We start from the raw sequence: 26,171 nt of genomic DNA on the forward strand, positions 1-26,171 counted from the left end.
ATGAATGAATTCTGGCAGTCCTGCGTTCAGAAATTGGAGCAGGAGCTTCCCCCCCAACAAATAAGTGCGTGGATTCGTCCACTGGTTCCCCTGGACTTCGATAGTGAGGCCGGGGTGTTGCGCGTTTCTGCTCCTAACCGTTTCAAGCTGGATTGGGTCCGCAAGAATTTTGCTACGCGCATCGAGGAACTGGCCTCGGATTTCTACGAATGTCCCGTAACGGTTCAGTTCGAGCTGCCTTCGGCCAGCGCGGCGCCTCGTCGCGCCCTGGCTGACCGGGCCGCGCCCGCGCCTGCCGGCAGTCCAGCCGGTGAGAACCTGGCCCCGCCCGGCGCCAATCCGGCCGTGACCGCGGTGGTGGATGCGGTACAGGATCGCTCGCGCCTGAATGCCGAACTGACCTTCGACAATTTCGTAACGGGTAAAGCCAACCAGCTGGCACGCGCTGCGGCCTTGCAGGTGGCCGAGAATCCTGGTGTCTCCTATAACCCGCTCTTTCTGTATGGTGGCGTGGGTTTGGGCAAGACACACCTGATTCACGCGATCGGCAATGCGCTGGTCGCCAATGGCAATGGTGTGCGGGTACGGTATGTCCATGCCGACCAGTACGTGTCAGACGTGGTCAAGGCCTACCAGCGCAAGGCGTTTGACGAGTTCAAGCGTTATTACCATTCGCTGGATTTGCTGCTGATTGACGATATTCAGTTTTTTGCCGGCAAGAACCGCACGCAGGAAGAGTTTTTCTACGCCTTTGAAGCGATGGTGGCCCAGCGCAAGCAGATCATCATCACCTCGGATACGTACCCCAAAGAGCTGGCCAATATTGATAGCCGCCTGATCTCGCGCTTTGACTCCGGTCTGACCGTGGCCATCGAGCCACCCGAGCTGGAAATGCGTGTAGCAATTTTGCTGCGCAAAGCTCAGGCCGAAGGCATCGCCATGCCGGAAGAAGTGGCCTTCTTTATCGCCAAGCATTTGCGCAGCAACGTGCGTGAACTGGAAGGAGCTTTGCGCAAGGTCTCGGCTTATGCCCGTTTTCATGGTCGCGATGTCCTGACGGTGGAAGTGTGCAAGGATGCGCTCAAGGATTTGCTGTCCGTCTCCAATGGGCAGATCACCGTGGAAAATATCCAGAAAACCGTAGCCGATTTTTATAAAATCAAGGTCGCGGATATGTACTCCAAGCGCCGCCCCGCCAATATCGCCATGCCGCGTCAGGTGGCCATGTATCTGGCCAAGGAACTGACCCAAAAGAGTTTGCCGGAAATTGGCGATCTTTTCGGTGGCAGGGACCACACAACGGTGCTGCACGCAGTGCGCAAGATCTCGGACGCACGCACCAAGCAAGCCGAATTGAATCACGCATTACACGTACTGGAACAAACTCTCAAAGGATGACCATGCAACTCGTTCAAGCTACCCGCGACGCATTGCTAAAGCCCTTATCCACAGTTGTTGGCATTGTGGAGCGCCGCCATACTTTGCCGATTCTGGCCAACATCCTGCTGCGTAAAAACGGCTCGGACGTCTCTTTCCTGGCCACAGATCTGGAAGTGCAGATCACCACCAATGCCGGCTTTGGTGTGGGTGAGGACAATGCGGCCACCACGGTGGCAGCCCGCAAGCTGCTGGACATTCTCAAAGCCCTGCCCGATTTTGGTGACGTGCGTCTGGGTCTGGACAGCGGCAAGCTGACCATTCAGTCTGGCAAGAGCCGTTTTCAGTTGCAGACGCTGGAAGCGGCTGATTTTCCAGTGCTTACCCTGCCCGAGCAATGGGATGTGTCGCTGAGCATGCCCCAGCGCACCCTCAAGCACCTGTTCAACACGGTGCACTTTGCCATGGCCCAGCAGGATATCCGCTACTACCTGAACGGCATGTTGCTGGTGTTCGAGCCCGGCATGGTGCGTACGGTGACCACGGACGGGCACCGCCTGGCCCATAATGCCACTGCGATTGACGGTGTGCAGGAGCGCCACGACATTATTGTGCCTCGCAAGACCGTGCTGGAAATGCAGCGTCTGCTGGGCGATACCGACGATCTGGTCAATATTGATGTGTCCAGCCGTCAGATCCGTTTCCGTTTTGGCGATGTGGAGTTGATCTCCAAACTGGTGGAAGGCAAATTCCCCGACTTTGCGCGCGTGATCCCTTCCAACTACACCCGCCACTTTGATGTCAGCCGCGACGTGCTGCAAGGCAGCTTGCAACGTGCGGCCATCCTGACCACCGACAAACTGCGTGGCGTGCGACTGCAACTGTCGCAAAACCAGCTGAAGATTTCCGCTTCCAATGCCGAGCAGGAAGAAGCGGTCGAAGAGCTGGATATCGATTATGAACACGAAAGTCTGGACGTTGGCTTTAACGTCAGCTATCTGCTCGATGTGTTGGCCAGCATCAAGGACGAAACAGTCCGCTGGTCTGTGCAGCCCGATGCCAACGCCTCGGTGTTGATGACGCTGCCCGAGCAAGAACACTTCAAGTACGTGGTCATGCCGATGCGCATTTAATGCGGCATGTTCGACAGGCATGGCCCGCCGGGTCATGCCCGCTTGAAGCAGACAGGCTATTACAAGGTTTTATGCTATGACCGATCAAACCACGACCACCCAGCCAGCCGATTACGGTGCTGATTCCATCAAAATGCTCAAAGGCCTGGAGGCCGTGCGCAAGCGTCCAGGCATGTACATCGGGGATACGTCCGATGGCACCGGCCTGCACCACATGGTTTTCGAGGTGGTGGATAACGCGATTGATGAGGCCTTGGCCGGTCATTGCGACGATATCGTCGTCACCATCCATTCCGATAACAGCATTTCGGTGTGTGATAACGGCCGCGGTATTCCAACCGATATCCACAAGGACGACGAGCATCAGCGCAGCGCCGCTGAAATCGTCATGACCGAACTGCATGCCGGCGGCAAATTTGACCAGAACTCCTACAAGGTGTCTGGCGGCCTGCATGGTGTGGGTGTGTCATGTGTGAATGCCCTGTCCGAATGGCTGTTGCTGACGATCTGGCGCAACGGTAACGAACATCAGGTGGAGTTTCGCCGTGGTGAGCGCACGGCGCCCTTGTCGGTGACCGGCCCCGCAGAAGGCCGCACGGGCACCTGCGTGCGTTACCTGGCCGACGTGGAGATTTTCAGCAATATTGAATACCACCACGAAATTCTGGCCAAGCGCTTGCGCGAGCTGTCTTTCCTGAACAATGGCGTCAAGATCCGTCTGGTTGACGAGATTCAGGGCAAGGAAGAAGACTTTGCCTTCCTGGGTGGGGTCAAAGGCTTTGTTGACTTTATCAACCGCAACAAGACTCCGCTGCACCCGAATGTCTTTAGTGTTGCCACCGAATCCAGCGCCGGCGGCACGACAGTGTCCGTTGAAGTGGCCATGCAGTGGAACGACAGTTATGCCGAGACGGTGCTGTGCTTCACCAACAATATCCCCCAACGTGATGGTGGTTCCCACCTGACCGGTCTGCGTGCGGCCATGACCCGCGTGCTGAACAAATACATTGCCGATAACGAGCTGGCCAAGAAAGCCAAGGTCGACACCTCGGGCGATGACATGCGCGAAGGCCTGGTGTGCGTTTTGTCGGTCAAGGTGCCCGAACCCAAATTCAGCAGCCAGACCAAAGACAAGCTGGTGTCCAGCGAAGTGCGCCCTGCCGTTGAAGAAGCGGTGGGTCGGACCCTGGAAACCTGGTTGCTGGAGAACCCCGGCGACGCCAAGGCGCTGTGTGGCAAGATCGTGGAAGCGGCCCGTGCTCGTGAGGCGGCCCGTAAAGCCCGCGAGATGACACGTCGCAAAAGCGTGCTGGAAGGTGCTGGCCTGCCCGGCAAGCTGGCCGACTGTCAGGAAAAAGATCCCGCCCTGTGCGAACTGTACATTGTGGAGGGTGACTCCGCAGGCGGCTCGGCCAAGCAAGGCCGGGACCGTAAATTCCAGGCCATTCTGCCTTTGCGCGGCAAGGTGCTGAACGTTGAAAAAGCCCGTTTTGATCGTCTGATTTCCAGTGAACAGATCACCACCTTGATCACCGCGCTGGGCACCAGCATTGGCCCGGACTTTGATATCGACAAACTGCGCTACCACCGCATCATCATCATGACTGACGCGGACGTGGACGGTGCTCACATTCGTACGCTGCTGCTGACGCTGCTGTACCGCCAGATGCCTGAGCTGATCGAGCGTGGCTACGTCTACATTGCCCAGCCGCCGCTCTACAGGGTCAAGGTGGGTCGTGAAGAGATTTATCTGAAGGACGACGCCGAGGAAGCCGAATTCATGTTGAGGTTGGCCCTGCGCGATGCTGTGCTGACCCCATCCGAAGGCGCGGCTCCCATCACCGGCGAGGCCCTGTCCGATTATGCTCACCGCTATGTGAAGGCCAAGGGCGTGATAGAGCGTCTGTCGCGCCATATGGACGGTGATGCTTTGTCTGCGCTGGCTGAAGGCGTGAAGCTGAATCTGGATACTCAGGAGCAGGCTGAGCAAAGCGCGCAGGATTTGGAAAAAGCGCTGTATGACGAGGCGATGCCTAACGTGGTGAAAGTGTTTGCGGCCTTTGATGAGGCCAGCGAATCCTGGCGCGTAGTGGTGCAGCGTTTGCATCACGGCAATATCCGCGTGACCGTGTTCGACCGCAACTTCATGCGTGGCGCCGACCATCAAACCCTGGCCCGTGCGGGCGAGACCTTTGCCGGCCTGATTGGTGAGGGGGCAAAGGTCGCACGTGGTGAAGGTGACAAACGTCGTGAAACCGAGGTCGATGACTTCCGTGAAGTCATGCAATGGTTGTTGACCGAAGCCGAGCGTGGTATGAGCAAGCAGCGCTACAAAGGTCTGGGTGAGATGAACCCCAGCCAGCTGTGGGAAACCACCATGGACCCCAACGTCCGTCGCCTCTTGCGTGTGCAGATTGCCGATGCCATCGACGCGGATCAAATCTTCACGACCCTGATGGGCGATCACGTGGAGCCACGCCGTGCCTTTATCGAGACTCATGCCTTGCAGGCGGGGAACCTGGATATTTGATGACGGTGTTCACAATTCCTGCATTCAGGAATTCGTGAAAAACCTTGTGTTGATGTGGGTACCCAAAATGGGCTCTGGCATTTTTGCTGGGGCTCATTTTTTTGATGATGGCGAATGAGTGCTGAGCCCTGAAGATTCAGCATCTTGGGCAGGCTCAATTAATGTTTGACAGCAAACACTGGCTGATCAAGTGCCAGGTAGCTTAGTTGTCATGAGGTCACGCGCTCCAGGAATGTAAAGGCGCACAATCACGCTTATATGGTCTACTTGCAGTGATTCACCCTGCTTCAGAACGAACGAAAAGAAGGGGCGAGTGGGTCTGAAGGTGGCACTTGGCGTCGGCCTTGCAAGGCCTCTTGGTCGATAGCACTGACGCTATAAATTATTCAATAACTCTTTGTTTGGAAATGGTATGCGACTGGACAAGTTTCTTGGTGAGAGTACGGATCTGAGTCGTTCAGACGCACGTAAAGTGCTTAAAAGCGGGGAGATCACGGTTAACGGGGAGGTGGTGACCAAAGGCACCCACGTTGTGCAAGAGGGCGATGTGGTGTGCTGGGACGATGAGCCGCTTGCCTTGATTGGCCTGCGTTACATCATGCTTAATAAGCCCGCTGGTTACGAGTGCAGCCTTAAAAATAGCGCCTACCCGTCCGTGATGATGCTGATCGATGTAGAAAAGCGCGAACGCTTGCACACCGTCGGTCGATTGGATGTGGATACTACCGGCTTGATTTTGATTACGGATGACGGCCAGTGGACGCATCGTATTATCTCGCCCCGTCATCAGTGCGATAAGGTCTACGTGGCGACATTGGCAGAGCCTTTGCCTGACAATGCAGAAGAACTGTTCAAGGCCGGTATCTTGTTAAATGGCGAGGACAAGCCAACGCTGCCAGCCGTGCTGGAACGCATTGATGAACGCACCGCAAGGCTGACCATCCAGGAAGGGAAATACCATCAGGTGAAACGTATGTTCGCGTCCCTGGGGAATCTGGTTCAGACCTTGCATCGTGAGCGTATTGGCTCCCTTTCCCTGGATGACAGTCTGGAGCCCGGAGAGTCGCGTTATTTGACCCCTGCCGAGGTGCAGCAGTTTGCAGAAGAGGGTTAAACGGTTTACCTGTTCCAGTACGTGGGACGAAGCCTGTTCTTGAAGCAAACTGCCGAAGGCACGGTGCTGCTTGGCGTTTGCTGGCCTTCTAAGCTGCATCACCGTATGGGATCGCGGATCTGGAACGCAAACCCAGCCTGAACCTGGATTCTTTGCCACGTAGCGTGCATACCGCCTGCCGTGTCGTTCCTGAGCTTGCCCCTTTGCCTGTATCGCCAGCTCGCAGGGTTTAACCGTAGCCGTGATGGACGAGCAGCCGCGCTTTGGCGGGCAGGTATTCAGGCAGGCGCCCGGGGAGTTTGCGGCGGCGGCTCCGGACTCCCTGCACACCTCTCTTTTTCACACAGCTTGTTTGAACCGGCGCGTGACCTAAGGCTGTGCAGTGGCATTCTTTTGCCGTTTCCTCAGACCGGTTGTTCCAGTATTTCCTGCAGACGGCTCAGCAGTTTGTCGCTGGCGTTGTGCATATGCCGTTCGCAGATGGCGATGGCACCTGCTTCGTCACCCGATGCAATGGCCGCAGCCAGCTCTTCATGCTCGTCCCAGATGGACAGGCGCTGCTCTGAAGATTGCAGTACTGCCCCCATGACACGGCGCAGGTGCACCCAGTGGACTTGGGCGCTTTCAGCGATCATGGGATTGCCCGACGCGTCGTAAATGGCCTTGTGAAAGGCCTCATCGGCTTCGATCATGGCGCGCACATCGTGCCCCCGGGCCACCTTGCGTCCCATGCGGATCAGGTCCGGGTCCAGCACGGCACTTTGGCGTGCCGCCAGCCGGGTCGCCAGGACTTCCAGAGCGCCACGTACTTGATACAAATGCCCGATATGTTCCAGATCCAGTGGCGCGACCATCACGCCCCGCCCTTCGGCATCTTGCAACAGCCCATCTTTTTTCAGTAACTGGATCGCTTGCAGGACCGGCGAGCGCGACACGTTGAGTTGCTCGGCGATGTCTTCTTGCGTGATGCGCGAGCCAGGGGCCAGGGAACCGTCACTGATCGCATCGAGCAGGATGCGATAAACCTCGTCCACGTAGTGGGGACGGGCCTGCAACTTACCGGAAAGCTTGGCATGCATGAGGTCTGGAACTCCGATACAAACAAAAAAACAGGTGAAGGCCGCAACGGCGTTGCGGCCCCGGGTTTCATCAAGGCGTGGAACGCATGGATTGCAAAAGCATGGCCATGGGGTCCGAGTCCGAGCTCGCCTGTGCGTCAAAGGGGTTGCCAAGCGGGTCATCGGCCTGCCGCGCACCGGGTGTCAGGCTGGGCGAAGGTCGGTTGAGCTGGAGCAGAATTTCTTCTTCGCTCAGGCTGACCGTCTTGTGCAGTCCACCCGTCACCAACTGCGGATAGGCAATCACAATACCGACCACCAGCAATTGTAGTACGACGAAGTAGGCTGAGCCCTTCCAGATCTGCTGGGTACGAACCCGAGGAATAGTTCGGCGACTAATTGAATCCACATAATCTGAACGGGGTGCCACGCTACGCAAATACAGCAGAGCAAAGCCAAAAGGCGGTGTCAGAAAGGAGGTTTGCAGGACCAGGGCGATGACAATGCCGAACCAGATCAGATCAATGCCCAGGCTGTTGGCAACGGGTGCCAGCAGCGGTACCACAATGAAGGCAATCTCAAAGAAGTCCAAAAACATGCCCAGCACAAAGATGATGGCACTGACGGCAATGACAAACCCCAGTTCGCCGCCGGGAATGGCATCAAACAGATGCTCTACCCACAGGTGGCCGTCTGCGGCGCTGAAGGTGAAGCTAAAGACTGTCGAGCCGATCAGGATGAACATGACGAAAATAGCCAGCTTGGCGGTATTTTCCAGGGCCTGGTTCAGCAAGGTCCAGTTAAGGCGTTTGCGGATCAGGGCCAGGATTAGCGCACCAATAGCGCCCATGGCACCGCCTTCCGTGGGTGTGGCAATACCCAGGAAAATCGTGCCCAGTACCAGAAAGATCAGGATGACCGGAGGGATCAGGGCGAAGACAAAGCGTTCTGCCAGCTGCGAGAGCAGCCCCCAGCCTGTAACCCGATTGACGGTCGCAAACAGGAGTGCGCTCAGGGAGGCGACAACCAGGGCAGTGATGGCAACTTGATCCGTGGGGGCCTGAGCCGGCTGGGAAAAGACCTGGGCCATGACTTCGTTGTGCAGACCTGCCCAGGTAAAGCCGATGAAAGCGCACAACAGAACCAGCATGCCCAGTGACCGGCGTCCGCTGGCGCCCGCGGCGGTGACCTGGCTTCGGGCCTGCTCAGGCAAGGCGGGCATCCAGCTGGGGCGAAGCAAGGCCAGAATGATGACAAAGCTGATGTAGATCACCAGCAGCAGCAAACCGGGGCCCAGCGCAGCGGCATACATATCACCGACGGACCGGCCCAACTGGTCGGCCATCACAATCAGAACCAGAGACGGTGGCAAGGCTTGCACCAGTGCCCCCGAGGCCGTGATGACGCCGCTGGCGATTTCCGGCTTGTAGCCGTAACGCAGCATGACAGGCAGGGAGATCAGGCCCATGGAGATGACGACCGCCGAGGTGACACCGGTGGAGGCTGCCAGCAAGGCGCCAACCAGAATCACGGAGACGGCCAGACCGCCGCGAACGGCGCCAAACAACTGCCCCATGGTCTCGAGCAGGTCTTCAGCCATGCCCGAGCGTTCCAGAATGATGCCCATCAAGGTGAAAAAAGGGATGGCCAGCATGGTCTCGTTTTGCATGATGCCAAAGATGCGCAGCGGCAAAACCTGGAACAGGTTGGTGGGAAACAGATCCAGGGCGATGCCCAGAACGCCAAAAATCAGCCCGGTGGCCGCCAGGCCAAACGCGACGGGAAAGCCGGTCAGCAGGAGCACAATCAGGCTCAGGAACATGATGGGGACGAAGTTGTCCGTGATAAAGGAGACAATCATCGCGCGCCCTCCTGGACAGTCGATAGCGCTTGGGCAGGCACATGAATAGGCGTGTCCTGGGCGTTATCTTCGGCAATGCAGTCCGGTCCTTTGCCTGTCAGGAACAGGATACGTTTGACCAGCTCGGCCAAGCCTTGCAGCAACAGCAGACTAAAGCCGGCGGGAATCAGCAGATAGGCGGGCCAGCGCACCAGTCCACCGGCATTGCCGGACATTTCACCTGAATGCCAGGCGGCGGTGAAAAAGCCCCAGCTCAGGTTAATGACAAAAAGACAGAACGGGATCAGGACGACAACAATCCCGGCGATATCGACCCAGTTGCGTCCCCGCGCCCCCAGGCGGGTGGAGATGAAGTCGATGCGAACATGGCTGTTATGCAGAAATGCGTAGCCCCCTCCCAAGAGAAAGACAGCCGCATACAGGTACCACTGAGCTTCCAGCATGCCGTTGGAACTCAGGTCAAAGGCCTTGCGAGTAATGGCGTTGCTGGCGCTCAGAATGGTGGTGGCCAGCAAGAGCCATTTGATGATGAATCCGATACAGCGGTTCAGGTGGTCTATTCCCCCCACCATGGTTTTCAATGCAGTCATTTTTGTCTCCGCGAATATTGTTGTGTTCGTCGTTGTGCTGCCGGGGAGTGTTTGATAGCGGACGTGTGCAAGCCGCGTGGTAGCAGGTGCTGTGGTGACTCCTTGGGCCACGATCGTGCCCGAAGTAAATGGGGTGTGCCCTGGCGGGAGCCAGGACCAGGGGATGGCCTTACAGGTCCAGAACCAGTACGTCCGAGCGTGCGCGTGAAACGCAGGCGGTCAGGCAATGGCTTTGCTCATCGGGACTAAGGATGTAGTCCTGGTGATCAACATCTCCTTGCAGGTAGTTGATGCGGCATGTACCACACAGGCCCGATACGCAGGAGGTGGCAATAGGCACACCGGCTTGCGTCAAGGCATCGCTCAGGGATTGATCGGGAGCAACCTCAATGCACTGGCCGGTACTGGCAATTTGCGCCACGAAGGCACCGGGAGGCAGGGTATTGGCATTGGGGGCGGGTTCGGGCGCCTTGAAGTGTTCGCAATGCACGGAACCGGCAGGCCAGTGTGAGCTGGCCTGGGCACAGGCCTGCATGAAACCGGCTGGGCCGCAGTAATACACGTGGGTGCCTTCATCTGTATTGGCCAGCAAGTCCTGCAGGTTCAGACCTTGTGCCGGATTGCCATTGTCCAGATGCAGATGCAGGCGGCCTTGTTCCTGCCACCTGCGCAGTTCAGGGCCGAAGGCTGCCGTGTTGGTGTTGCGGGTGCAGTAGTGCAATTCAAAGGGCTGGCCCTGAGATTCCAGAAAGTGGGCCATCGCCTTGATGGGGGTAATGCCTATCCCCCCGGCCAGCAAGATGGAGCGGCGGGCGTGCGGGTCCAGTCTGAAATGATTGCGGGGTGTGCTGACGGTTACCTGCTGCTGGACCTGCAAGGCGTCGTGCAAGGTGCGTGAACCGCCTCGTCCATTGGCATCGCGCAAGACAGCAATGACGTAGCGGTGACGCTCATGCGGCGGGTTGCACAGCGAGTATTGGCGGATCAGTCCGGCCTGGATATGGACATCAATGTGGGCCCCGGCTTCGAAAGGGGGGAGTTCCCCGCCGAGAGGACAGCAGAGCTCGTAGGAATTGATACCCTGCGCTTCGTAGCGGATCTGCCGGATCTGCAGCGATAGCAGCCCGTCTGGTTGGGTGACCGCCTGGACGGGAGTGGCGGGTTCTGCAATGGCGTTCATGGTGCTCTCCGTAGGGGGCACCCGCTCCGATGGGGCGGGTGCGGCGGGCGATCAGGCCTGGGCAGCGACAGCGCTGAGCGATTGTTGCAATTCCTGCATGCTTTGCTTGACGAAGGCTTCACGTTCGGCGCCTTTCATGCCATCGGCAGAGGTCAGGATGCGCACGATCTCGCGGGTGGCATGGCGGCGGCGGGAGACTTCCTGCGCCACATCGTCGGACTCGGGGATGGACAGCACATTGCCCGAACAGTAGCTGTTGGGCGCGCCACCGCAGTCTTTGAGCCATTGGGCAAAGCCTTCCGGGGTGGCGGCCGGGTTGGCGCCACGCAAGGCATCGCGCAGCATCTTGCGGAACATGTACAAGCCAGCGTCAAACTTGGTCGGATTCTCCAGCGCATGGACGGCAATCGGACGCTGGCTGATGATGGCCTCGTAATCGCCGGGTGCCTGCTGGCATTCCTTGTAGTTGTGGCGGGCACGGTGATCGGACGGGATGGGCGGCAGGTCTTCCAGCTTGTACTTGCCGAAGCGTTCAGGGCGTCGCATGGCGACCTGCCCTTCCAGAAAGTCGATGGTCTCATAGCCCACCATGTCCTTGTTGCCCACTGCGCGTGTATCAATCCCTGGCCCCATGACGCGCCAGCCGATCATTTTGCTGTTCTGGTCGTCTACCGGCACCGTCCAGCGCACGATGTGAAAGCGGCTGAAGAATTTTTCTTGCGAGCCATCTTCCGAGGTGTAGGCATGCAGGCTCAGGTTGGGAAGTACCTGGTGCTGAACACGGATAAACAGATGATCCTTGCTGGCACGACGCGCGCCGGCGCAAGCCAGACTGCGACCGTTGTGGACAGGGATGAACTGCATGTCGGGCGCCACTTCCATGGAGGCCGCGCCCACCTCATCGAAGGTGGTGCCCTGGTAGTTGCCGCCCACCACGTTTTTGGCGGCGTGCAAGGCCGTGGGATGGAAGTTGTCGGCCGCATTGTCCTGTACTTGCAGCCAGTTGCAGTGCTGGAAGTTGCTGAAAGCCACCAGTTCATCGCCGGGCATGACGGTGAAGTTTTCCTCCCATTCGGGGAAAGGTGGTTCGGCATCGGGTGGGCCCATATAGGCAAAAATCAGGCCATGGCGCTCGAAGGCCTTGTAGGCACCCTGACGGATGGAGCAGGCATATTTTTCGCCTTCGGCCTCTTCGCCTTTGGGGTACGGCACATGCAGACAGGTGCCGTCCACATCGAACACCATTCCGTGGTAACAGCACATGATGCCCTTTTCCTGAATGGCACCGTATTCCAGCGAGGCACCACGGTGCGCACAATGGGCGTGCAAGACGCCGATCTGGCCGCTTTTGTCGCGAAAGGCGACCAGTTCCTCACCCAGGATCTTCAGAAAGCGGGGCGTGTCTGTCAGCTCTGCCGCCATACAAACGGGGTGCCAGAAACGACGCATGTACTCCCCCATGGGCGTGCCAGGGCCTACTTCGGTCAGTTCAGGGTCATGCTCGGGGATGCGGTTGGTGTAATAGCCGCCGTAGGGAATCAGTTTTTTTTCGGTCATGTCGTCCTCGTGTACAGATCAATGGTGGAAGGGTCAGGCTACTTTTCGGTCGACCAGGGCCTGGGCCTGAATCCAGGGCATCATGGCGCGCAGCTGCTCGCCGACGATTTCAAGGCGGTGGCGCTGGTTCAGGCGTCGATGGGCATTCAAAGAAGGTTGGCCGGCACGGCTTTCCAGGATGAAATTCTTGGCATAGGTGCCGTCCTGAATGTCGCGCAGCAGCGCTTTCATGGCCTGGCGTGTGTCTTCGGTCACGATGCGTGGACCGGCCTGGTATTCGCCAAATTCGGCATTGTTGGAGATGCTGTAGTTCAGGTTGGCGATGCCGCCCTCGTATAGCAGATCCACAATCAGCTTGAGTTCATGCAGGCATTCGAAATAGGCCATTTCTTCGGCATAGCCGGCTTCGACCAAGGTTTCGAAGCCACACTTGACCAGATCCACCATGCCGCCACAGAGCACCGCCTGCTCGCCAAACAAGTCCGTTTCGGTTTCTTCACGAAAATCGGTTTCGATGATGCCGGAGCGCCCGCCGCCATTGGCGATGGCGTAGGACAGGGCCAGGTCACGAGCCTGACCGGAACGGTCGGCATGAATGGCGATCAGGTGGGGAACCCCGCCGCCTTCCACATAGGTGGAGCGCACCGTGTGGCCGGGCGCCTTGGGGGCGACCATGATGACGTCCAGATCGTCGCGGGGCTGGATCTGACCGTAATGGATGTTGAAACCGTGGGCAAAGCCCAGCGTGGCGCCGGGGCGGATGTGGGGAGCGACTTCCTGCTCGTAGACGCGGGCAATGTCCTCGTCAGGCAGCAGCATCATCACGATGTCGGCTTGTTGAACGGCAGACGCGATGTCGGCCACAGCCAGACGGGCAATGGCGGCCTTGGGACGCGAGGTACTGTTGGGGCGCAAACCCACAACCACTTCCACGCCAGAATCGCGCAGATTCAATGCATGTGCATGGCCTTGAGAGCCGTAGCCGATGATGGCAACCCGGCGTTGCTGCACCAGGGCCAGATCGCCGTCCTTGTCATAAAACACCTTCATACTGCCTCCTTTTGGTGGATTCTGTGTTCTGTATACAGAGTTCAGTATTGTGGGGCGATATTCGAGGTGTCAAGGAAAAATTGTCAGGTCGGGGGAAATCCCTAGGGCAGTGTGTTTGCTCAGCGCACGTGGCTGAGGCTGGCCTCGCGCAGTAGCCATTCACGCAGGTGTTCCACGCGTTTGAGCGTGTCGCGGTGATTGCGGTAGTAGAGAAAATGCATCTCGCGCTGCAGGCTGCGACCATTGGGAGCGGGCAGAACGATCAGCTCCCGGTTGTCCAGTTCGCGCTCGGCAAAACGTTGGGTTTCCAGACAGACGCCCAACTGGTCCACGGCAGCGGCTACCGCCATGGCGCCGCGATCAAAGGACAGCCTGGGGCCGGGAGAGACGGCCATGCCATTGCTGCCGAACCAGTCCGCCCAACTGACCGGGCTGATGGTGGAGTCGATCAGGGGCAGGTGCAGGTACCAGGGTTGGTGCAGGGCCAGACTGGCGTAGAGCTTGGGTGAGCACAAGGGCAACAACGGTTCGGGATGCAGCGACTCGACCACCAGTCGGGGGTCGTGGCTTGGTGCGTGTCCGTAACTGATGACGCAGTCAATGTCGGTGGACTGATGCAGATCCGGGGGAGTGGCGTCGGTACGCAGATGGATGGGCAGGCCAGGATGATCGCGCATGAAAGCATGCAGACGTGGTCCCAGCCATTTGACCGCCAGGCTGGGGGCGCAATGCACGGTCAGCGCCGGGTGAATTGCGGTCTTGCCCTGGGTGTCCTCGCACAAGCGGGCCAACTGGTCCAGCAAGGGGCTCAGCTCCCGATAGAACTGCTGACCGTGACTGTTCAGGCTGACACGGCGGTTATGGCGCACAAACAGATTGCGACCCAGATGTGTTTCCAGGCTTTTGACCTGATGGCTGATGGCCGAGGGGGTCAGGTGCAGCTCGTCGCCTGCCAAGCGGAAACTCTCTAAGCGGGCGGCGGATTCAAATGCCCGTAACCAGGCGAAATTTGGAATGGCTCGCATCAGTGGCGCCTTGTTCAGGTGAATATTTTTAATCAATAGCTGAAAAAGCTTCGTTTGTCATTCATGGTTTTCGACCTCTACCATGGTTTTACGTTTTACCCGTACGCTGCGCTCGATGGGCTGGCGTGCGGGCAACGCAACATCTTGCCGAACCCGAAGGAGACCCTCCCATGAACGCTAAACCCGATATCAATGAAATGTTGGCCATGACGGGCCGAAAGTCGATTTACCAGCCCGAACAGCAAGGCCTGATCTACCCGCAAGAGCCTCAATTCGATTCTTTTGAGGAAGCGCGCACGCATTTGAAGCAGCGCCTGGTGGCCGCCTGCCGTGCTTTTGCGCTTCATGGTCTGGACTATGGTTTCGCAGGCCACCTGACCATTCGCGATCCCGAGCACCCCAGCTTGTACTGGACCAATCCCATGGCCGTGCACTTTGCTGACGTGAAGGTATCGAACCTGATCCTGGCAGACCATGAAGGCAAGGTTGTGGAAGGGGATTACGCCCTGAACCGCGCGGGTTTTGTGCTGCATGCCGCTGTGCATGAGGCTCATCCTGACATTGTGGCGATGTGCCATGCGCATACCGTCTATGGCACGGCTTTCGCCTCGCTGGGGCAGGAGATTTTGCCCATTACGCAGGATGCGGCCGCCTTTTTTGAAGACCATGTCGTCATTCGCGAAGAAGCCGGTCAGGTTGCGGTGGAAACCAAAGCGGGTCACAAAGTGGCCAATGCCTTTGCCGGTGTCAAGGCGGCCATCCACCAGAACCATGGTTTGCTGACGGCCAGCCGCCACAGTATTGAAGCGGCTGCTTTCTGGTTTATTGCGCTGGAACGCTGCTGCCAGCAGCAATTGATGATTGCCGCAACCGGCATGAATCCGACGCTGGTGACGCCCGAACGCGCCCGCTACAGCCGTGAGCACGTAGGCAGTGAATACATTGGCTGGCTGCACTTTCAGCCCATCTGGGAAAACCTGTTGCGCACCCAGCCCGATATGTTTGATTGATCCGTCCCGCAGGCAGCTTGGCCGTTGGGGGACAAGCTGCTGATTTCGCATAAATAAAACGAGGAGACACAAGCGTGGAACGACGAGCAATGCTGAAACTGACCGGCCTGGCCGGTATTGTGGCCAGTGGCATGGCCCCTGCCCTTGTCAAGGCGCAAGAGAATCTGCGCTGGCGACTGGCATCGAGCTTCCCCAAGAATCTGGATACGATTTATGGCGGGGGCGAAGTGTTTGCCCAGAAGGTGCGGGAACTGAGCGATGGCAAATTTACCATCTCGGTGCATGCGGGCGGAGAGCTGATGCCGGCGATGGGGGTGGTGGATGCGCTTGAGCAAAACTCGGTGGAAGCGGCCCATACGGCGCCCTACTACTTCTTTGGTAAAAACGAAGCCTTTGCCCTGAGCTGTGCCATCCCCTTTGGCATGAACTCCCGGCAGTTGACGGCCTGGATGTATCACGGCAATGGCTTGAAGCTGACCCGGGATTTTTATGCCAACTACAACATCGTCAATTTCCCCTGTGGCAATAGCGGGGTGCAAATGGGGGGCTGGTTTCGCAAGCAGATCAATACGCCGGATGACATCCGGGGGCTGAAGATCCGCATTGGGGGACTGCCGGGCAAGGTGATTGAAAAGCTGGGTGGCATTCCGCAGAACATCGCCGGTGGCGAGGTGTACCAGGCCCTGGAAAAGGGTGTCATTGATGCCGCTGAGTGGGTGGGGCCGTATGACGATTTGCGACTGGGCTTTCACAAGGTCGCGCCCTATTACTATTACCCCGGTTGGTGGGAAGGTTCAGTAGGGTTGGATCTGCTGGTGAACAAGAAAGCCTATGAGGGCTTGTCCCAGCATTACAAAGACATCGTCGCGGCGGCCAGCACCTATGCACACCTGGATATGCAGGCCAAATACGATGCTCGCAACCCGGGTGCCTTGAAAGAACTGGTTGGGCAGGGAGCCAAGGTGCTGCCGTTCTCCAAAGAGGTGCTGGACGCTTCTTTCAAGGCCAGCGAGCAGTTGTATGCCGAACTGAGTGAAAGCAATCCACAATGGCGAACAATCTATGCCGACTACCGTGCCTTTCAAAAAGATGAGCTGTTGTGGTTCCGCTTTGCGGAAGCACGCTTTGACCAATATATGCAGTCTGTGAATCTGTAAATGCTGGGTAGAGACATGTTTGGACTGCAAGCCGCTTTCCATGATGGAAAGCGGCTTTTTTGTCAGCCTGCCAGCGGTGTGCTCTGTCTGGCAGGCAGGTGACTGCATTCGTTATGCGTTTTTTTTATAAACATATGAATTAAGGTCCGTACAAATAGCTTGACCGACTGGGTCGGTGTTTTCCCTTAACTTCAGACGAATCGCTCTGTGTGCGCTGGTTATAAGGTCATTATCAATCCATATTTCCGTAGACAAGTATCGCCTCCTTATTATATTGTTCGTATCAAACAATAATTATGTCCGGTCAATTAATAGGAGCAGGTCCATGAAAAACGGGATTCGGAGTGTACTGGCGGTCGCAGGGATGGTGGCCGCGCTGGGCGCGCAGGCTCAAACGCTCAAGCTGGGTGTGGTGGGAGGCATGACGGGACCAGGCGCGCCCTGGGGACTGGCGATTGATGGAGGCGTGAAAATCGCCGTGGATGAAGTCAATCAGGCCGGTGGTCTGCAGGTGGGCGACAAGAAATACAAGGTTGAGGTGTTGACCTACGACGATCATTACAAGGCTGCCGATGCGGTCACGGCCACCAACCGTCTGATCGATCAGGACGAAGTGAAATACATCATCGGCCCGATTGGCTCGGCCTCGGTCATGGCCATGAAGCCCATTACCGAGCGCAACAAGGTCATCATGCTGTCCAACAGCTACTCGACCGAAGTGCTGGATGCAAACACAAAATATATGTTCCGCGTGCTGCCTACGCAGTATGAATACAACCGCCAGTTGATTGGCTGGCTGAAACAGGAACGTCCTGAGCTGAAACGTCTGGCGATTCTCTCGCCCAATGACGCCACCGGCTGGAGCACCCAGAAAATTCAGACGGCTGCTTATAAGGATGCCGGTTACGACGTAGCCGAGACCAAGTTCTTTGAGCGGTCGCAAAATGACTTTCGTACCTTGCTGACCAGCATTCTGGCCAAAAATGTGGACTTTATCGAACTGGATACGGTGCCCCCCGGCCCGGCCGGTATCGTGATTCGCCAGGCGCGAGAGATGGGATTCAAAGGCCAGTTCACCAAATTTGGTGGCAATAATGTGGCTGAAACCGTGAAGTCTGCCGGTGCTGACAACGCACAAGGCACGTTGGTCTATTTATCGGCTGATCCGTCCAGCGAGCCTTATCAGAAGCTGAGCCAGGCCTACGCCAAGATCCACAGCAACAGCATGGATGACTTTGCTTTCTACTTCTACGATGCCACCCGTCTGCTGTTCAAGGCCATCCAGGAAGCCGGCACGGTGGAGGATACCGATGCCGTGCGTGCCCGCATTGAGGCCAATACCAGCTATGACGGCATTCAGGGCGCCATTGTCTGGGGCGGCAAAGATGTTTACGGCGTGAACCACCAGATCGCGACCCCGGCCTATCTGGGCGTGATCGAGGATGGCAAGGCCAAGGTCATCAACAAGTTCGACGCCCGTTAAATATCGGGCTTGTCTCAGTTCGCACTGCGCCACGCGGGTGCAGTGCCCCTTGATACGGTTAGCAATGATGCAGATTGCAATGCAAATCGCCATCATCGCCCTGATGTCCACCTTTGTGTATGCCCTGGTAGCCCTGGGCTTCACATTGGTGTTTGGCATCTTGCGGGTGGTGAACTTCGCCCACGGCGAGTTCTACATGCTGGGCGCGTATGCCATGTATGTGTTTTACGGACAGTTTGGCTGGTCCTATCTGCCTTCTATCGCGGCCGCTGCCGTGCTGGTGGGATTCCTGGGTTTACTGGCTGAACGTGGCCTGTTCCGTCGCTTTGTGGGCGACGAGATGGGCGGCATGATCATGTCCCTGGCGTTGGCGATTACCTTGCAAGCCGGGATTTCGCTGCTGTTCTCGGTGGACGAGCAATCGGTACGCCGTCCGGTGGAAGGCGCCTGGCAGATCGGTCAGGCGTTTTTCGCCAAGGACCAGTTGTTGATCGTCGGCATGAGTGTGCTGGCGCTGGCGGCCTTTTACTTCTTGATTGAGCGCACCCGTATCGGCATGACCATACGTGCGGTGGCGCAGGACCGGGAAGTGGCGCGTCTGCAAGGCGTCAGCTCCTGGAAGATCATGGCCTTCACCTTTGCACTGAGCTGTGGCTTGGCGGGTGTGTCTGGCGCTCTGATGGCACCCGTCTATACCGTACATCCCTATATGGGCGAAGCCGTAGTGGTGAAGGCTTTCATTATTGTGGTCCTGGGGGGCCTGGGCAGCTTGCCCGGTGCCGTGGTGGCCGCCTTGATTCTGAGCGTCACCGAGGCGGTGGCGTCTACCTTCTATAACGCGACCGTGGCCACCATGCTGTCCTTCCTGATCGTGATGGCTGTGTTGCTGGTCAAGCCCAGCGGCTTGATGGGGAAATCGTCATGAGCGCGATCAAGACAGTGTCTTTTTATCCGCGCGATGGCGTGTTGAACTGGGTTTGGCATGCCGTGGTGGTGACGGTGCTGCTGGGCTGGCCCGTGTGGGCCGGACAGCCTCGCTTTGCCCTGCATCTGGCCATCATGGTGTCCTTGTACGCCTGCCTGGCCATGAGCATGAATCTGGTGCTGCGCATCGGCCAGCTCTCGCTGGCGCATGGTGCCCTGTTCGGGCTGGGGGCGTATGCCTCGGCCATTTTGAGCCGGGATTATGGCTGGTCTTTTCCAGCCGCGTTTTTGGGCGCCGGAGTACTGACGGCAGCATTGGCTGTGATCACCGGCCCTATTTTTATGCGTATCAAGGGTGTGCATTTCGCACTCTTGACCTTCGCCCTGGGCGAAGCCGTGGTGCTGTGCTTTATCGAGTTCCACGAACTGTTTGGCGGCAATAACGGCTTTGGGCAGATTCCGCCTTTGCAGGACAGCCTGCCGATTCCCGAAGGGCGGTATGGCGTGTACCTGATGGTGGTCAGCTTTGCGCTGCTGGTGTATTTCGTGCTGCGGGCCTTGTACCGCCGCGAATGGGGCATGGTGGCCGACTCCTTGCACCAGAACGAACAACTGGTGCGCTCCGGAGGCTTGAATGTGCTGCGTTTCCGGGTCAGTGTGTTTGTTCTTAGCGCCCTGATTGCTGGCTGGACGGGCAGCTTGTACGCCCACTATCAAGGCTATATCTCGCCCGATTCCTTCGGTTTCTGGACAGCGGTGAACGCCGTCATCATGAATGTGCTCGGGGGTGTGGGGGCATTGGCCGGTGCGGTGATTGGCGCAGCCATCTTGATCCCCTTGCCGGAGTTGCTGCGCGACCTGCAGCAGTATCAACGCCTGATCTACGGCCTGACCTTGATTCTGCTGCTGTTGTTCATGCCGCAAGGACTGGCCGGACTGTGGAACAAGTGGCGCGGCGCGCGCAAGGAGGCCGCATGAGCGTGCAATTGAATGTCCAGGGCCTGAGCCGACATTTTGGTGGTATCCGTGCGGTCGATGAGGTGTCCTTTAGCACTGCTCCCGGTCAGATTACCGGGGTGATCGGTCCTAACGGAGCTGGCAAAACCACGCTGTTCAACCTGATCGCCGGTACGACCAAACCCAGTGCGGGTGTGGTCACCCTGGATGGTGCCGCCATTACGGGTCGTCCGGCTGCAGCCTTGGCGCGTCAGGGCGTGGTGCGCACGTTCCAGATGACGCATGTTTTTGCCGGTCATACGGTACTTGAAAACCTGTATCGCGCTGCCCTGTTCCGTCAGTTTCCCTCCCCCTGGTCGCTGTTCAACCCTTGGGGTGTGCGTCGTGGCCGCGAAGAGGCCGCGCGGCAGGCAGAACAGGCCTTGGCCTTGATTGGCCTGGAGTCTGTCGCCAATGAGCAGGCCGATTCACTGGCCTACGGTTTGCAGAAGATTTTGGGTGTGGGCATGGCCCTGACCGCCATGCCGCGCCTTCTTTTAATGGATGAGCCCGCTGCTGGCCTGAACCCGGTGGAAACCGTGGCCATGGCCGACCTGATCGAACGCATCCATGCCAGTGGCATTGATGTGGTGGTGGTCGAGCACGATATGGGCCTGGTGATGCGCCTGTGCCAAAAGCTGGTGGTGCTGGTTAACGGTCGTTTGCTGGCCGAAGGCCCGACCGCGCAAGTGCGTCAGGACCCGCGGGTGATTGAAGCCTATCTGGGTGCGGATCTGGACAAGGAGCCGGGGCTGGAGCCAGCCGTGGAGGCCCGCGCTGCGCAGAACGGTACGGGACGCTCGGCTTCGGTCTCTACGGCTGGTCAGGGAGCGCCCAAGGTCAACAAGCCTGTGCCCATGCTGGAAATCAAGGACTTGAGTGTGTCCTATGGCGCGGTACGGGCCTTGGACAAGGTCAGTTTTGCAGTAGAAGAAGCCAGTGTGTGTGCCGTGATCGGAGCCAATGGTGCGGGCAAATCGACCTTGATGAAAGCCATTAGCGGCCTGGTGCCGGTGGCCGAAGGAGAAATCCGGCTCGAAGGCCAGCCCATTCAGGACTTAAGCGCGGAGCGCCGGGTGACTCTGGGCATTGCCTTGTCCCCCGAAGGTCGGCGGCTGTTCCCTGAATTGACGGTACGCGAGAACCTCTTGATGGGAGCCTATCTGCGCAAGGATCAGGCCGACATCACGGTGGATCTGGAGCGTATCTACGCCTATTTCCCGCGTCTGCTGGAACGGGAGCAAAGCCAGGGGCGCCACCTGTCTGGAGGTGAGCAACAGATGTGCGCGATTGGTCGCGCGTTGATGTCCCGACCGCGTTTGCTGTTGCTCGATGAGCCTTCCTTGGGCCTGGCGCCTGCCGTCACGCTGGAGGTGGCGCGCGCCATCCGCCAGATCAGCCAGGACGGCACCACGATTGTGCTGGTGGAGCAAAATGCCCGTCTGGCTCTGAAGCTGTCGCAACATGCCGTGGTGCTGGAAACCGGGCGTTTGAGCCTGTCCGGGCACAGCAGGGACATCATGAACAACCCACAGATTGCGGCGGCCTATCTGGGTCACGCCGGAGAGTCATCGCATCATGCCTAATATTTACCAGGTCGCCATGTTTAACGCCGAGCGCTACCCCGACAAGGTTGCGGTCTCGGACGATCGCCAGGCACTGTCCTTTGCCCAGTTCTGCGCCCGTGCGCGCGCCTTGTCGGCTTATCTGAACGGGCTGGGGGTGAAATCGGGAGACCGGGTGGCGATCATGACACCCAATTCCATCGACTATCTGGCCTTGCTGCATGCCACGGCGGTAGGCGGTTTTTCTCTGGTGCCGGTCAATACCCGTTATGGCGTTGCCGAGTTGCGCTACCTGCTGGATGATGCCCAGCCCACGGTGTGCATTGTGGACCCGGCCTACCGGCCCTTGCGTGAGCAGATCGAGTCTGCGGGTGGTTTGAGCCGTGCTGTACAGTGGCTGGAAAAACTGCCTGAGTCTTTGCCTGATCCCCGCGGGGACGACCCGGTGCAGTATCGCTTTGGTCGTGTGGATGATGAGGATGTGGCCATCATCATGTATACCTCGGGTACGACATCGGCCCCCAAGGGGGCGATGCTGACGCACGGCAATCTGTCGGCCAATGCCGTGAACTACATCATGGAGCTGGGCATTGATGCCACGAGCCGCTCGTTGCTGGCGACACCGCTGTTTCATATCGGGGGCTTCGGGGTCATCAATGGCCCGATCTTGTACGCGGGGGGCAGCTTGCATGTGGTGCCGCGCTTCGACGCCGATGCGGTGATGGATGCATTGCGTTTGTATCAGCCTACGCATGTGTTCTTGCTCTCTGCCATGTGGGTGGGACTTACCGATCATCCGGAATTCAAGGAGCTGTCCCTGCCCGCGGCCCGGTTTGTGCAGACTGCGGCTGCGCCTTTGGGCCAGTGGCGTCAGGACCTGATTCGCACCGTGTTTCCCAATGCCGAGTTCAGCTGGGGCTTTGGCATGACGGAAAGCTGTGTCACCACGATCAAGAATCGCTACACGCAGGAGATTCTGGAGCATCCCGGTTCCATCGGTTACCTGTGGCGGCATGTGCAATATCGACTGGTCGATGCAGACGGCAAGGTGCTGCCCGATCAGCGTGGCCCTGGCGAGATGCAGGTACGCGGCCCCACGGTTTTTAAAGGCTATTGGCGCCAGCCCGAGCTGACCGCTCAGGTGCTGGATGCCGAGGGATGGCTGCACACGGGCGATGTGATTCGTGTGGATGATGAAGGCTTTGCCTATTTCATGGGCCGCAGCAAAGATATGATCAAGACAGGCGGGGAAAATGTGGCCGCGCTGGAAGTGGAAAACTGTCTGGCCAGCCACACCGATGTGCGCGAGGCTGCTGCGTTTGGCCTGCCGCATGAATATTGGGGCGAGGAGCTGGTCGCGGCCATTGTGCCGGCCAAGGGGCGCGAACCGGATGTGGAAGCCTTGCGTGCGTTTTGCCGGGAAAAACTATCGGGCTTTAAAGTACCCAAACGCATCTTTATTGTGGATTCCCTGCCTCAGTCCTCGTCGGGCAAAGTGCAGAAGTTCCTTCTTCGACAAAGGTATGTCTGATGCTGACTTCGTTATCTCTGTTTGATCCTGCGGTGCTGGCTGCCTGGGCGCAACGCGCCAGCGCCGATGAGTTTGTACGGCAGCACAGCGTTTTGGCCGATGTGTGTGTGGCGCTGCGCAATACTGACACCGGCGAGCACATTTGGCTGGCCGTGTCAGAACAGGGGGTGCAGGCAGGCACAGGGCCGCGTGAGGTGCCGTTCTGGCTGGAAGGTGATCGTGCCGCCTTTGCGGATCTGGCCCAGGGCTTTCCATTTAACCGCTTGGTGCGTCAGCACCGATTGGTTGTGGGAGGCGATTTGCGTGCCTGCGTGCAGAACTGGATGTTGTTGTATGCCTTGACCCGTCTGACGGGCGAGCTGGAGGTCTGAGCATGCCTTATGTGACAACCGCGGACGGTATCCGTGCCTATTACGATCTGGCCGGTTCCGGTCCGGCCTTGGTGATGGTGCATGGCGCCAGCCAGGACAGTCTGTCCTGGCAATATGTGCTGGAGCACTTTGCGCCCTTTTACACGGTGTATGCGCTGGATTTGCCCGGCCATGGCAAAAGCGGCATGCCGGCTGGCGGGCCGCATACCGCGACTCCCCAGAACGCGCAGTATCTGCTGCAGTTCCTGGAGGCGGCGGGTATCCGGAATCCGGTCTTGATGGGCCATTCCATGGGCGGGGGCGTTGTCGCCCAGGCCGCTGCCATGGCGCCTGAGCGGATTCGTGGTCTGGTGCTGGTCGATGGCGCGTCAGTCAATGTAGTGAAGTCCTCCGGCTATAACCCGCGCATTCTGGAGATGGCGCGCATCAACCCGGGCGACTGGTTTGAAGTGACCTTCCGAACCCTGATGGGCACCCTGTCCGACCCGACGCGTGCGCTCGAAGTGGTGACGGATGCCCGACGTTGCATTCCGGCGGTGGCCTTTGCGGATATCTGCGCGTTTGGCGGCTTTCGGATGGAGCAGATTTTGAGCGATATTCGCTGCCCGGTGGTGATTGTGGAAGGCAGCGAGGACTGGTCCGTGCCACCAGAGTCCGCCCGAGAGGTTGAACGCTTGCTGCGAGAAGGCAAAGTTCCGGTGGAATATATAGAATGGCCGGGCATCGGGCATTTTCCCCAAAGTGAATGTCCGGAGCAGTTCACCCGCGACACCTTGGCTGCGATGCGCCGCCTGTCTCTTTAAACTGAAAACCGTATGGCAAACAACGAATCCCAGTCCAGTGCCAAGCCAACCCTGTATCAGAACATGAGCGATCGCTTGTTGGAGCTGATCCGTTCGGGGCATTACCCGGTCGGCTCCAAGCTGCCTACCGAGATGGAGCTGTGCGAGATGTACGGGGTCGGTCGGCACACGGCGCGTGAAGCCATACGCAAGCTGACCGATCTGGGTTTGATCGAGCGGCGTCGCCGTGCCGGTACCACCGTGATACGCCAGCATCCCAAGCCGCAGTTCGGCCTGGCGCTAGATACCACGGATCAGTTGCAACGCTATCTGGAATTTACCGATCTGCACGTGCATAAAAAGGCGGCGGGTGTGGACAAGCAGCCGCCGGAGACCGCGCTGGACGGTGAACCGTCCGATTGGGTGAAGGTGGAGACCTATCGCAGCGTGCCGGGCAGCAAGCGCGGTATTTCCTGGACAGATATCTATCTGCGCAAGGAATACCAGGCGGTGGCGGATCTGATTTCCACCCAACCCGGGGGTGTCTATCCGCTGCTGGAGGAGCACTGTGGCGAAGTGGTGGAAACCATCGAGATGGAAATTTCCGCCTCGCGCTTTCCCCCGCATGTCGCCCGCTTTCTGGGTTATGAAGATGCGGACCCCGCCTTGCTGATTATCCGTACCTTCCGCAATCAGGCGGGCAAGGTCATGGAAGTGGCGGTCAGCTTTTACCCGCCTTATGAATTCCGCTACGTCACACGCCTGTCGCGCAGTGACGGAAGCCACCGCTCGCAGAGCTGATTTTTCCGTACCTTTGGGGAGACATTCATGAAACGCAAATATGGCCGCAGTGTGACGGTCAAGGTGACGGGCGACCACGCGCTGGTGCGCTTTGATCGCGGCGTGAACCGCAACGCGATCGATCAGGACACCTTGCTGGCCTTGACGCAGGTGGCGCAGGATCTGGCCTTGTCGCTGGAGATTCACACGGTGGTGCTGACGGGGGCCAAGGATATTTTCTCGGCTGGAATCGATCTGAAGGACCCGCAAAAGTGGAATGATGAACAGGCCGGTTTGCTGGAGCGTCGGGATGTGGCCCAGCGGGGCGCGCGTCTGTGCCGCCTGTGGGAAGAGCTGCCGCAGCTGACTATTGCCGCCATTGAAGGCGCGGCGGTGGGAGGCTCGGTCGCCCTGGCGCTGGCTTGCGACTGGCGTGTGGCCTCGCAAGCGTCATTTCTGTATTTGCCCGAGGCCAAGGTGGGGCTGAATATGGGCTGGGGTGCCATTCCGCGCATGGTGAACATGTTGGGAGCGGCCCGTACCAAACGAGCCATCTTGCTGGCCGAACGTTTCGGTGCTGAACAGGCGCTGGAATGGGGCTTGCTGGATGAAGTCTGCGAACCCGGTCAGGCCGTGGCAGTGGCGCAGTCTTTAGCCAAGCGGGCTTCGGAGTCGCCTGCGGCGATTATTCGCATGACCAAGGAATCGGTGAATCAGGTCGCCAATGCGTTGAATCGCTTGGGCATTTATATGGATGCCGATCAGGCGCTGGTATGCCGTGACAGCGTAGAGGGAGCCCAGGCGCGTGCGGGTTTTTTGTCGCCGGGCCGCCCCAAGACAACAAGCTCCTCCTCGGCGGGCAGCACACCGAAGGCGTAGCGTGGGGGCTTTTCGTGTCTATGCACGATGAGCAATTCAAGCTGGATGTGGCTTAGCCTGGGTTACCGCGACGCTGGGAGGCCGGAACCGCCCTTTGCGTTGCGTGGACACCGAACCGGTCACGTCCGACTGTGGGGTGGCACACGCTACGTGGTTGTGGTGTCCAACCATAGCGTCTTATGTGCCCCTTCCCGCGGGTGCGGACAAGGGGCTGTCCA

22 protein-coding genes are annotated in these 26,171 nt (G+C 58.4%); 15 read left to right on the forward strand and 7 right to left on the reverse strand.

Translation table 11 applies throughout. The annotated features are described in order from the left end of the window. The 4 genes from dnaA (at position 1) to FE795_RS00020 (ending at position 6,154) form a co-directional block, all read left to right on the forward strand. Entirely contained in the window at positions 1-1,398 is a 1,398-nt protein-coding gene (gene dnaA, locus FE795_RS00005) for a chromosomal replication initiator protein DnaA (protein WP_003800768.1), read from the forward strand. 2 nt (positions 1,399-1,400) lie between these two features. After that, positions 1,401-2,510: a DNA polymerase III subunit beta gene (gene dnaN / locus FE795_RS00010; RefSeq protein ID WP_003800766.1), complete on the forward strand. Its 1,110-nt coding sequence runs from the start codon at positions 1,401-1,403 to the stop codon at positions 2,508-2,510. 76 nt (positions 2,511-2,586) lie between these two features. Continuing rightward, positions 2,587-5,040 (forward strand): DNA topoisomerase (ATP-hydrolyzing) subunit B, encoded by a 2,454-nt coding sequence (gene gyrB, locus FE795_RS00015; RefSeq protein WP_003800764.1) that lies wholly within the window; start codon positions 2,587-2,589, stop codon positions 5,038-5,040. Between the two features lie 412 nt (positions 5,041-5,452). Beyond that, positions 5,453-6,154 carry a pseudouridine synthase gene (locus tag FE795_RS00020; RefSeq protein ID WP_003800762.1) on the forward strand — a complete coding sequence of 234 codons (702 nt, stop codon included), beginning with the start codon at positions 5,453-5,455 and terminating at the stop codon, positions 6,152-6,154. 404 nt (positions 6,155-6,558) lie between these two features. Here FE795_RS00020 and FE795_RS00025 read toward each other — a convergent pair whose 3' ends face one another. From FE795_RS00025 to FE795_RS00055, 7 genes are all read right to left on the reverse strand, one after another. Further along, complete coding sequence (locus FE795_RS00025) at positions 6,559-7,233, reverse strand: GntR family transcriptional regulator (protein ID WP_059318429.1); 675 nt, start codon at positions 7,231-7,233, stop codon at positions 6,559-6,561. Between the two features lie 70 nt (positions 7,234-7,303). Continuing rightward, the gene (locus tag FE795_RS00030; RefSeq protein ID WP_219235384.1) at positions 7,304-9,073 is read right to left on the reverse strand and encodes a TRAP transporter large permease; all 1,770 of its coding nucleotides are present in this window, start codon (positions 9,071-9,073) and stop codon (positions 7,304-7,306) included. Then, on the reverse strand, positions 9,070-9,663 hold the full coding sequence (locus FE795_RS00035; protein ID WP_003800755.1) for a TRAP transporter small permease subunit: 594 nt from the start codon (positions 9,661-9,663) through the stop codon (positions 9,070-9,072). Before FE795_RS00035 ends, FE795_RS00030 begins: the two co-directional genes overlap by 4 nt. Before the next feature lie 169 nt (positions 9,664-9,832). After that, a complete protein-coding gene (locus tag FE795_RS00040; RefSeq protein WP_219235387.1) occupies positions 9,833-10,843 on the reverse strand; it encodes a PDR/VanB family oxidoreductase in 1,011 nt (336 codons plus the stop codon). 51 nt (positions 10,844-10,894) lie between these two features. Beyond that, positions 10,895-12,400, reverse strand: a complete 1,506-nt coding sequence (locus tag FE795_RS00045; RefSeq protein ID WP_003800752.1) for a Rieske 2Fe-2S domain-containing protein — start codon at positions 12,398-12,400, stop codon at positions 10,895-10,897. 33 nt (positions 12,401-12,433) lie between these two features. Beyond that, positions 12,434-13,450 (reverse strand): ketol-acid reductoisomerase, encoded by a 1,017-nt coding sequence (gene ilvC / locus FE795_RS00050; protein ID WP_003800751.1) that lies wholly within the window; start codon positions 13,448-13,450, stop codon positions 12,434-12,436. 119 nt (positions 13,451-13,569) lie between these two features. Beyond that, on the reverse strand, positions 13,570-14,475 hold the full coding sequence (locus FE795_RS00055) for a LysR substrate-binding domain-containing protein (RefSeq protein ID WP_131071110.1): 906 nt from the start codon (positions 14,473-14,475) through the stop codon (positions 13,570-13,572). Between the two features lie 170 nt (positions 14,476-14,645). Between FE795_RS00055 and FE795_RS00060 the strand changes: the two genes are divergently transcribed. The 11 genes from FE795_RS00060 to FE795_RS00110 all read left to right on the forward strand — a co-directional run bounded on the left by FE795_RS00060 (position 14,646) and on the right by FE795_RS00110 (position 25,953). Further along, positions 14,646-15,485 (forward strand): class II aldolase/adducin family protein, encoded by an 840-nt coding sequence (locus tag FE795_RS00060; RefSeq protein WP_131071111.1) that lies wholly within the window; start codon positions 14,646-14,648, stop codon positions 15,483-15,485. 74 nt (positions 15,486-15,559) lie between these two features. Continuing rightward, a complete protein-coding gene (locus FE795_RS00065) occupies positions 15,560-16,642 on the forward strand; it encodes a TRAP transporter substrate-binding protein (protein ID WP_059318425.1) in 1,083 nt (360 codons plus the stop codon). Positions 16,643-16,967: 325 nt separating this feature from the next. Continuing rightward, positions 16,968-18,125, forward strand: a complete 1,158-nt coding sequence (locus FE795_RS00070) for an ABC transporter substrate-binding protein (protein WP_003800741.1) — start codon at positions 16,968-16,970, stop codon at positions 18,123-18,125. A 64-nt stretch (positions 18,126-18,189) separates the two neighbouring features. Next, the gene (locus FE795_RS00075) at positions 18,190-19,050 is read left to right on the forward strand and encodes a branched-chain amino acid ABC transporter permease (protein ID WP_003800738.1); all 861 of its coding nucleotides are present in this window, start codon (positions 18,190-18,192) and stop codon (positions 19,048-19,050) included. Continuing rightward, the gene (locus FE795_RS00080; protein ID WP_131071112.1) at positions 19,047-20,027 is read left to right on the forward strand and encodes a branched-chain amino acid ABC transporter permease; all 981 of its coding nucleotides are present in this window, start codon (positions 19,047-19,049) and stop codon (positions 20,025-20,027) included. The genes FE795_RS00075 and FE795_RS00080 overlap by 4 nt, the downstream gene beginning before the upstream one ends. Beyond that, complete coding sequence (locus FE795_RS00085) at positions 20,024-21,631, forward strand: ATP-binding cassette domain-containing protein (RefSeq protein ID WP_131071113.1); 1,608 nt, start codon at positions 20,024-20,026, stop codon at positions 21,629-21,631. Before FE795_RS00080 ends, FE795_RS00085 begins: the two co-directional genes overlap by 4 nt. Continuing rightward, a complete protein-coding gene (locus FE795_RS00090) occupies positions 21,624-23,141 on the forward strand; it encodes a class I adenylate-forming enzyme family protein (RefSeq protein ID WP_003800730.1) in 1,518 nt (505 codons plus the stop codon). The genes FE795_RS00085 and FE795_RS00090 overlap by 8 nt, the downstream gene beginning before the upstream one ends. Beyond that, a complete protein-coding gene (locus FE795_RS00095; protein ID WP_003800728.1) occupies positions 23,141-23,512 on the forward strand; it encodes a hypothetical protein in 372 nt (123 codons plus the stop codon). The genes FE795_RS00090 and FE795_RS00095 overlap by 1 nt, the downstream gene beginning before the upstream one ends. Positions 23,513-23,514: 2 nt before the next feature. Then, complete coding sequence (locus tag FE795_RS00100) at positions 23,515-24,315, forward strand: alpha/beta fold hydrolase (protein ID WP_003800726.1); 801 nt, start codon at positions 23,515-23,517, stop codon at positions 24,313-24,315. A 12-nt stretch (positions 24,316-24,327) separates the two neighbouring features. Next, on the forward strand, positions 24,328-25,095 hold the full coding sequence (locus FE795_RS00105; RefSeq protein WP_059318421.1) for a GntR family transcriptional regulator: 768 nt from the start codon (positions 24,328-24,330) through the stop codon (positions 25,093-25,095). A gap of 27 nt (positions 25,096-25,122) precedes the next feature. Next, a complete protein-coding gene (locus FE795_RS00110) occupies positions 25,123-25,953 on the forward strand; it encodes an enoyl-CoA hydratase/isomerase family protein (RefSeq protein WP_131071114.1) in 831 nt (276 codons plus the stop codon). The last annotated feature ends 218 nt before the right edge of the window (positions 25,954-26,171 follow it).

This window comes from Alcaligenes ammonioxydans (genome assembly GCF_019343455.1).
In the GTDB taxonomy this organism is placed as follows: domain Bacteria; phylum Pseudomonadota; class Gammaproteobacteria; order Burkholderiales; family Burkholderiaceae_B; genus Alcaligenes; species Alcaligenes ammonioxydans.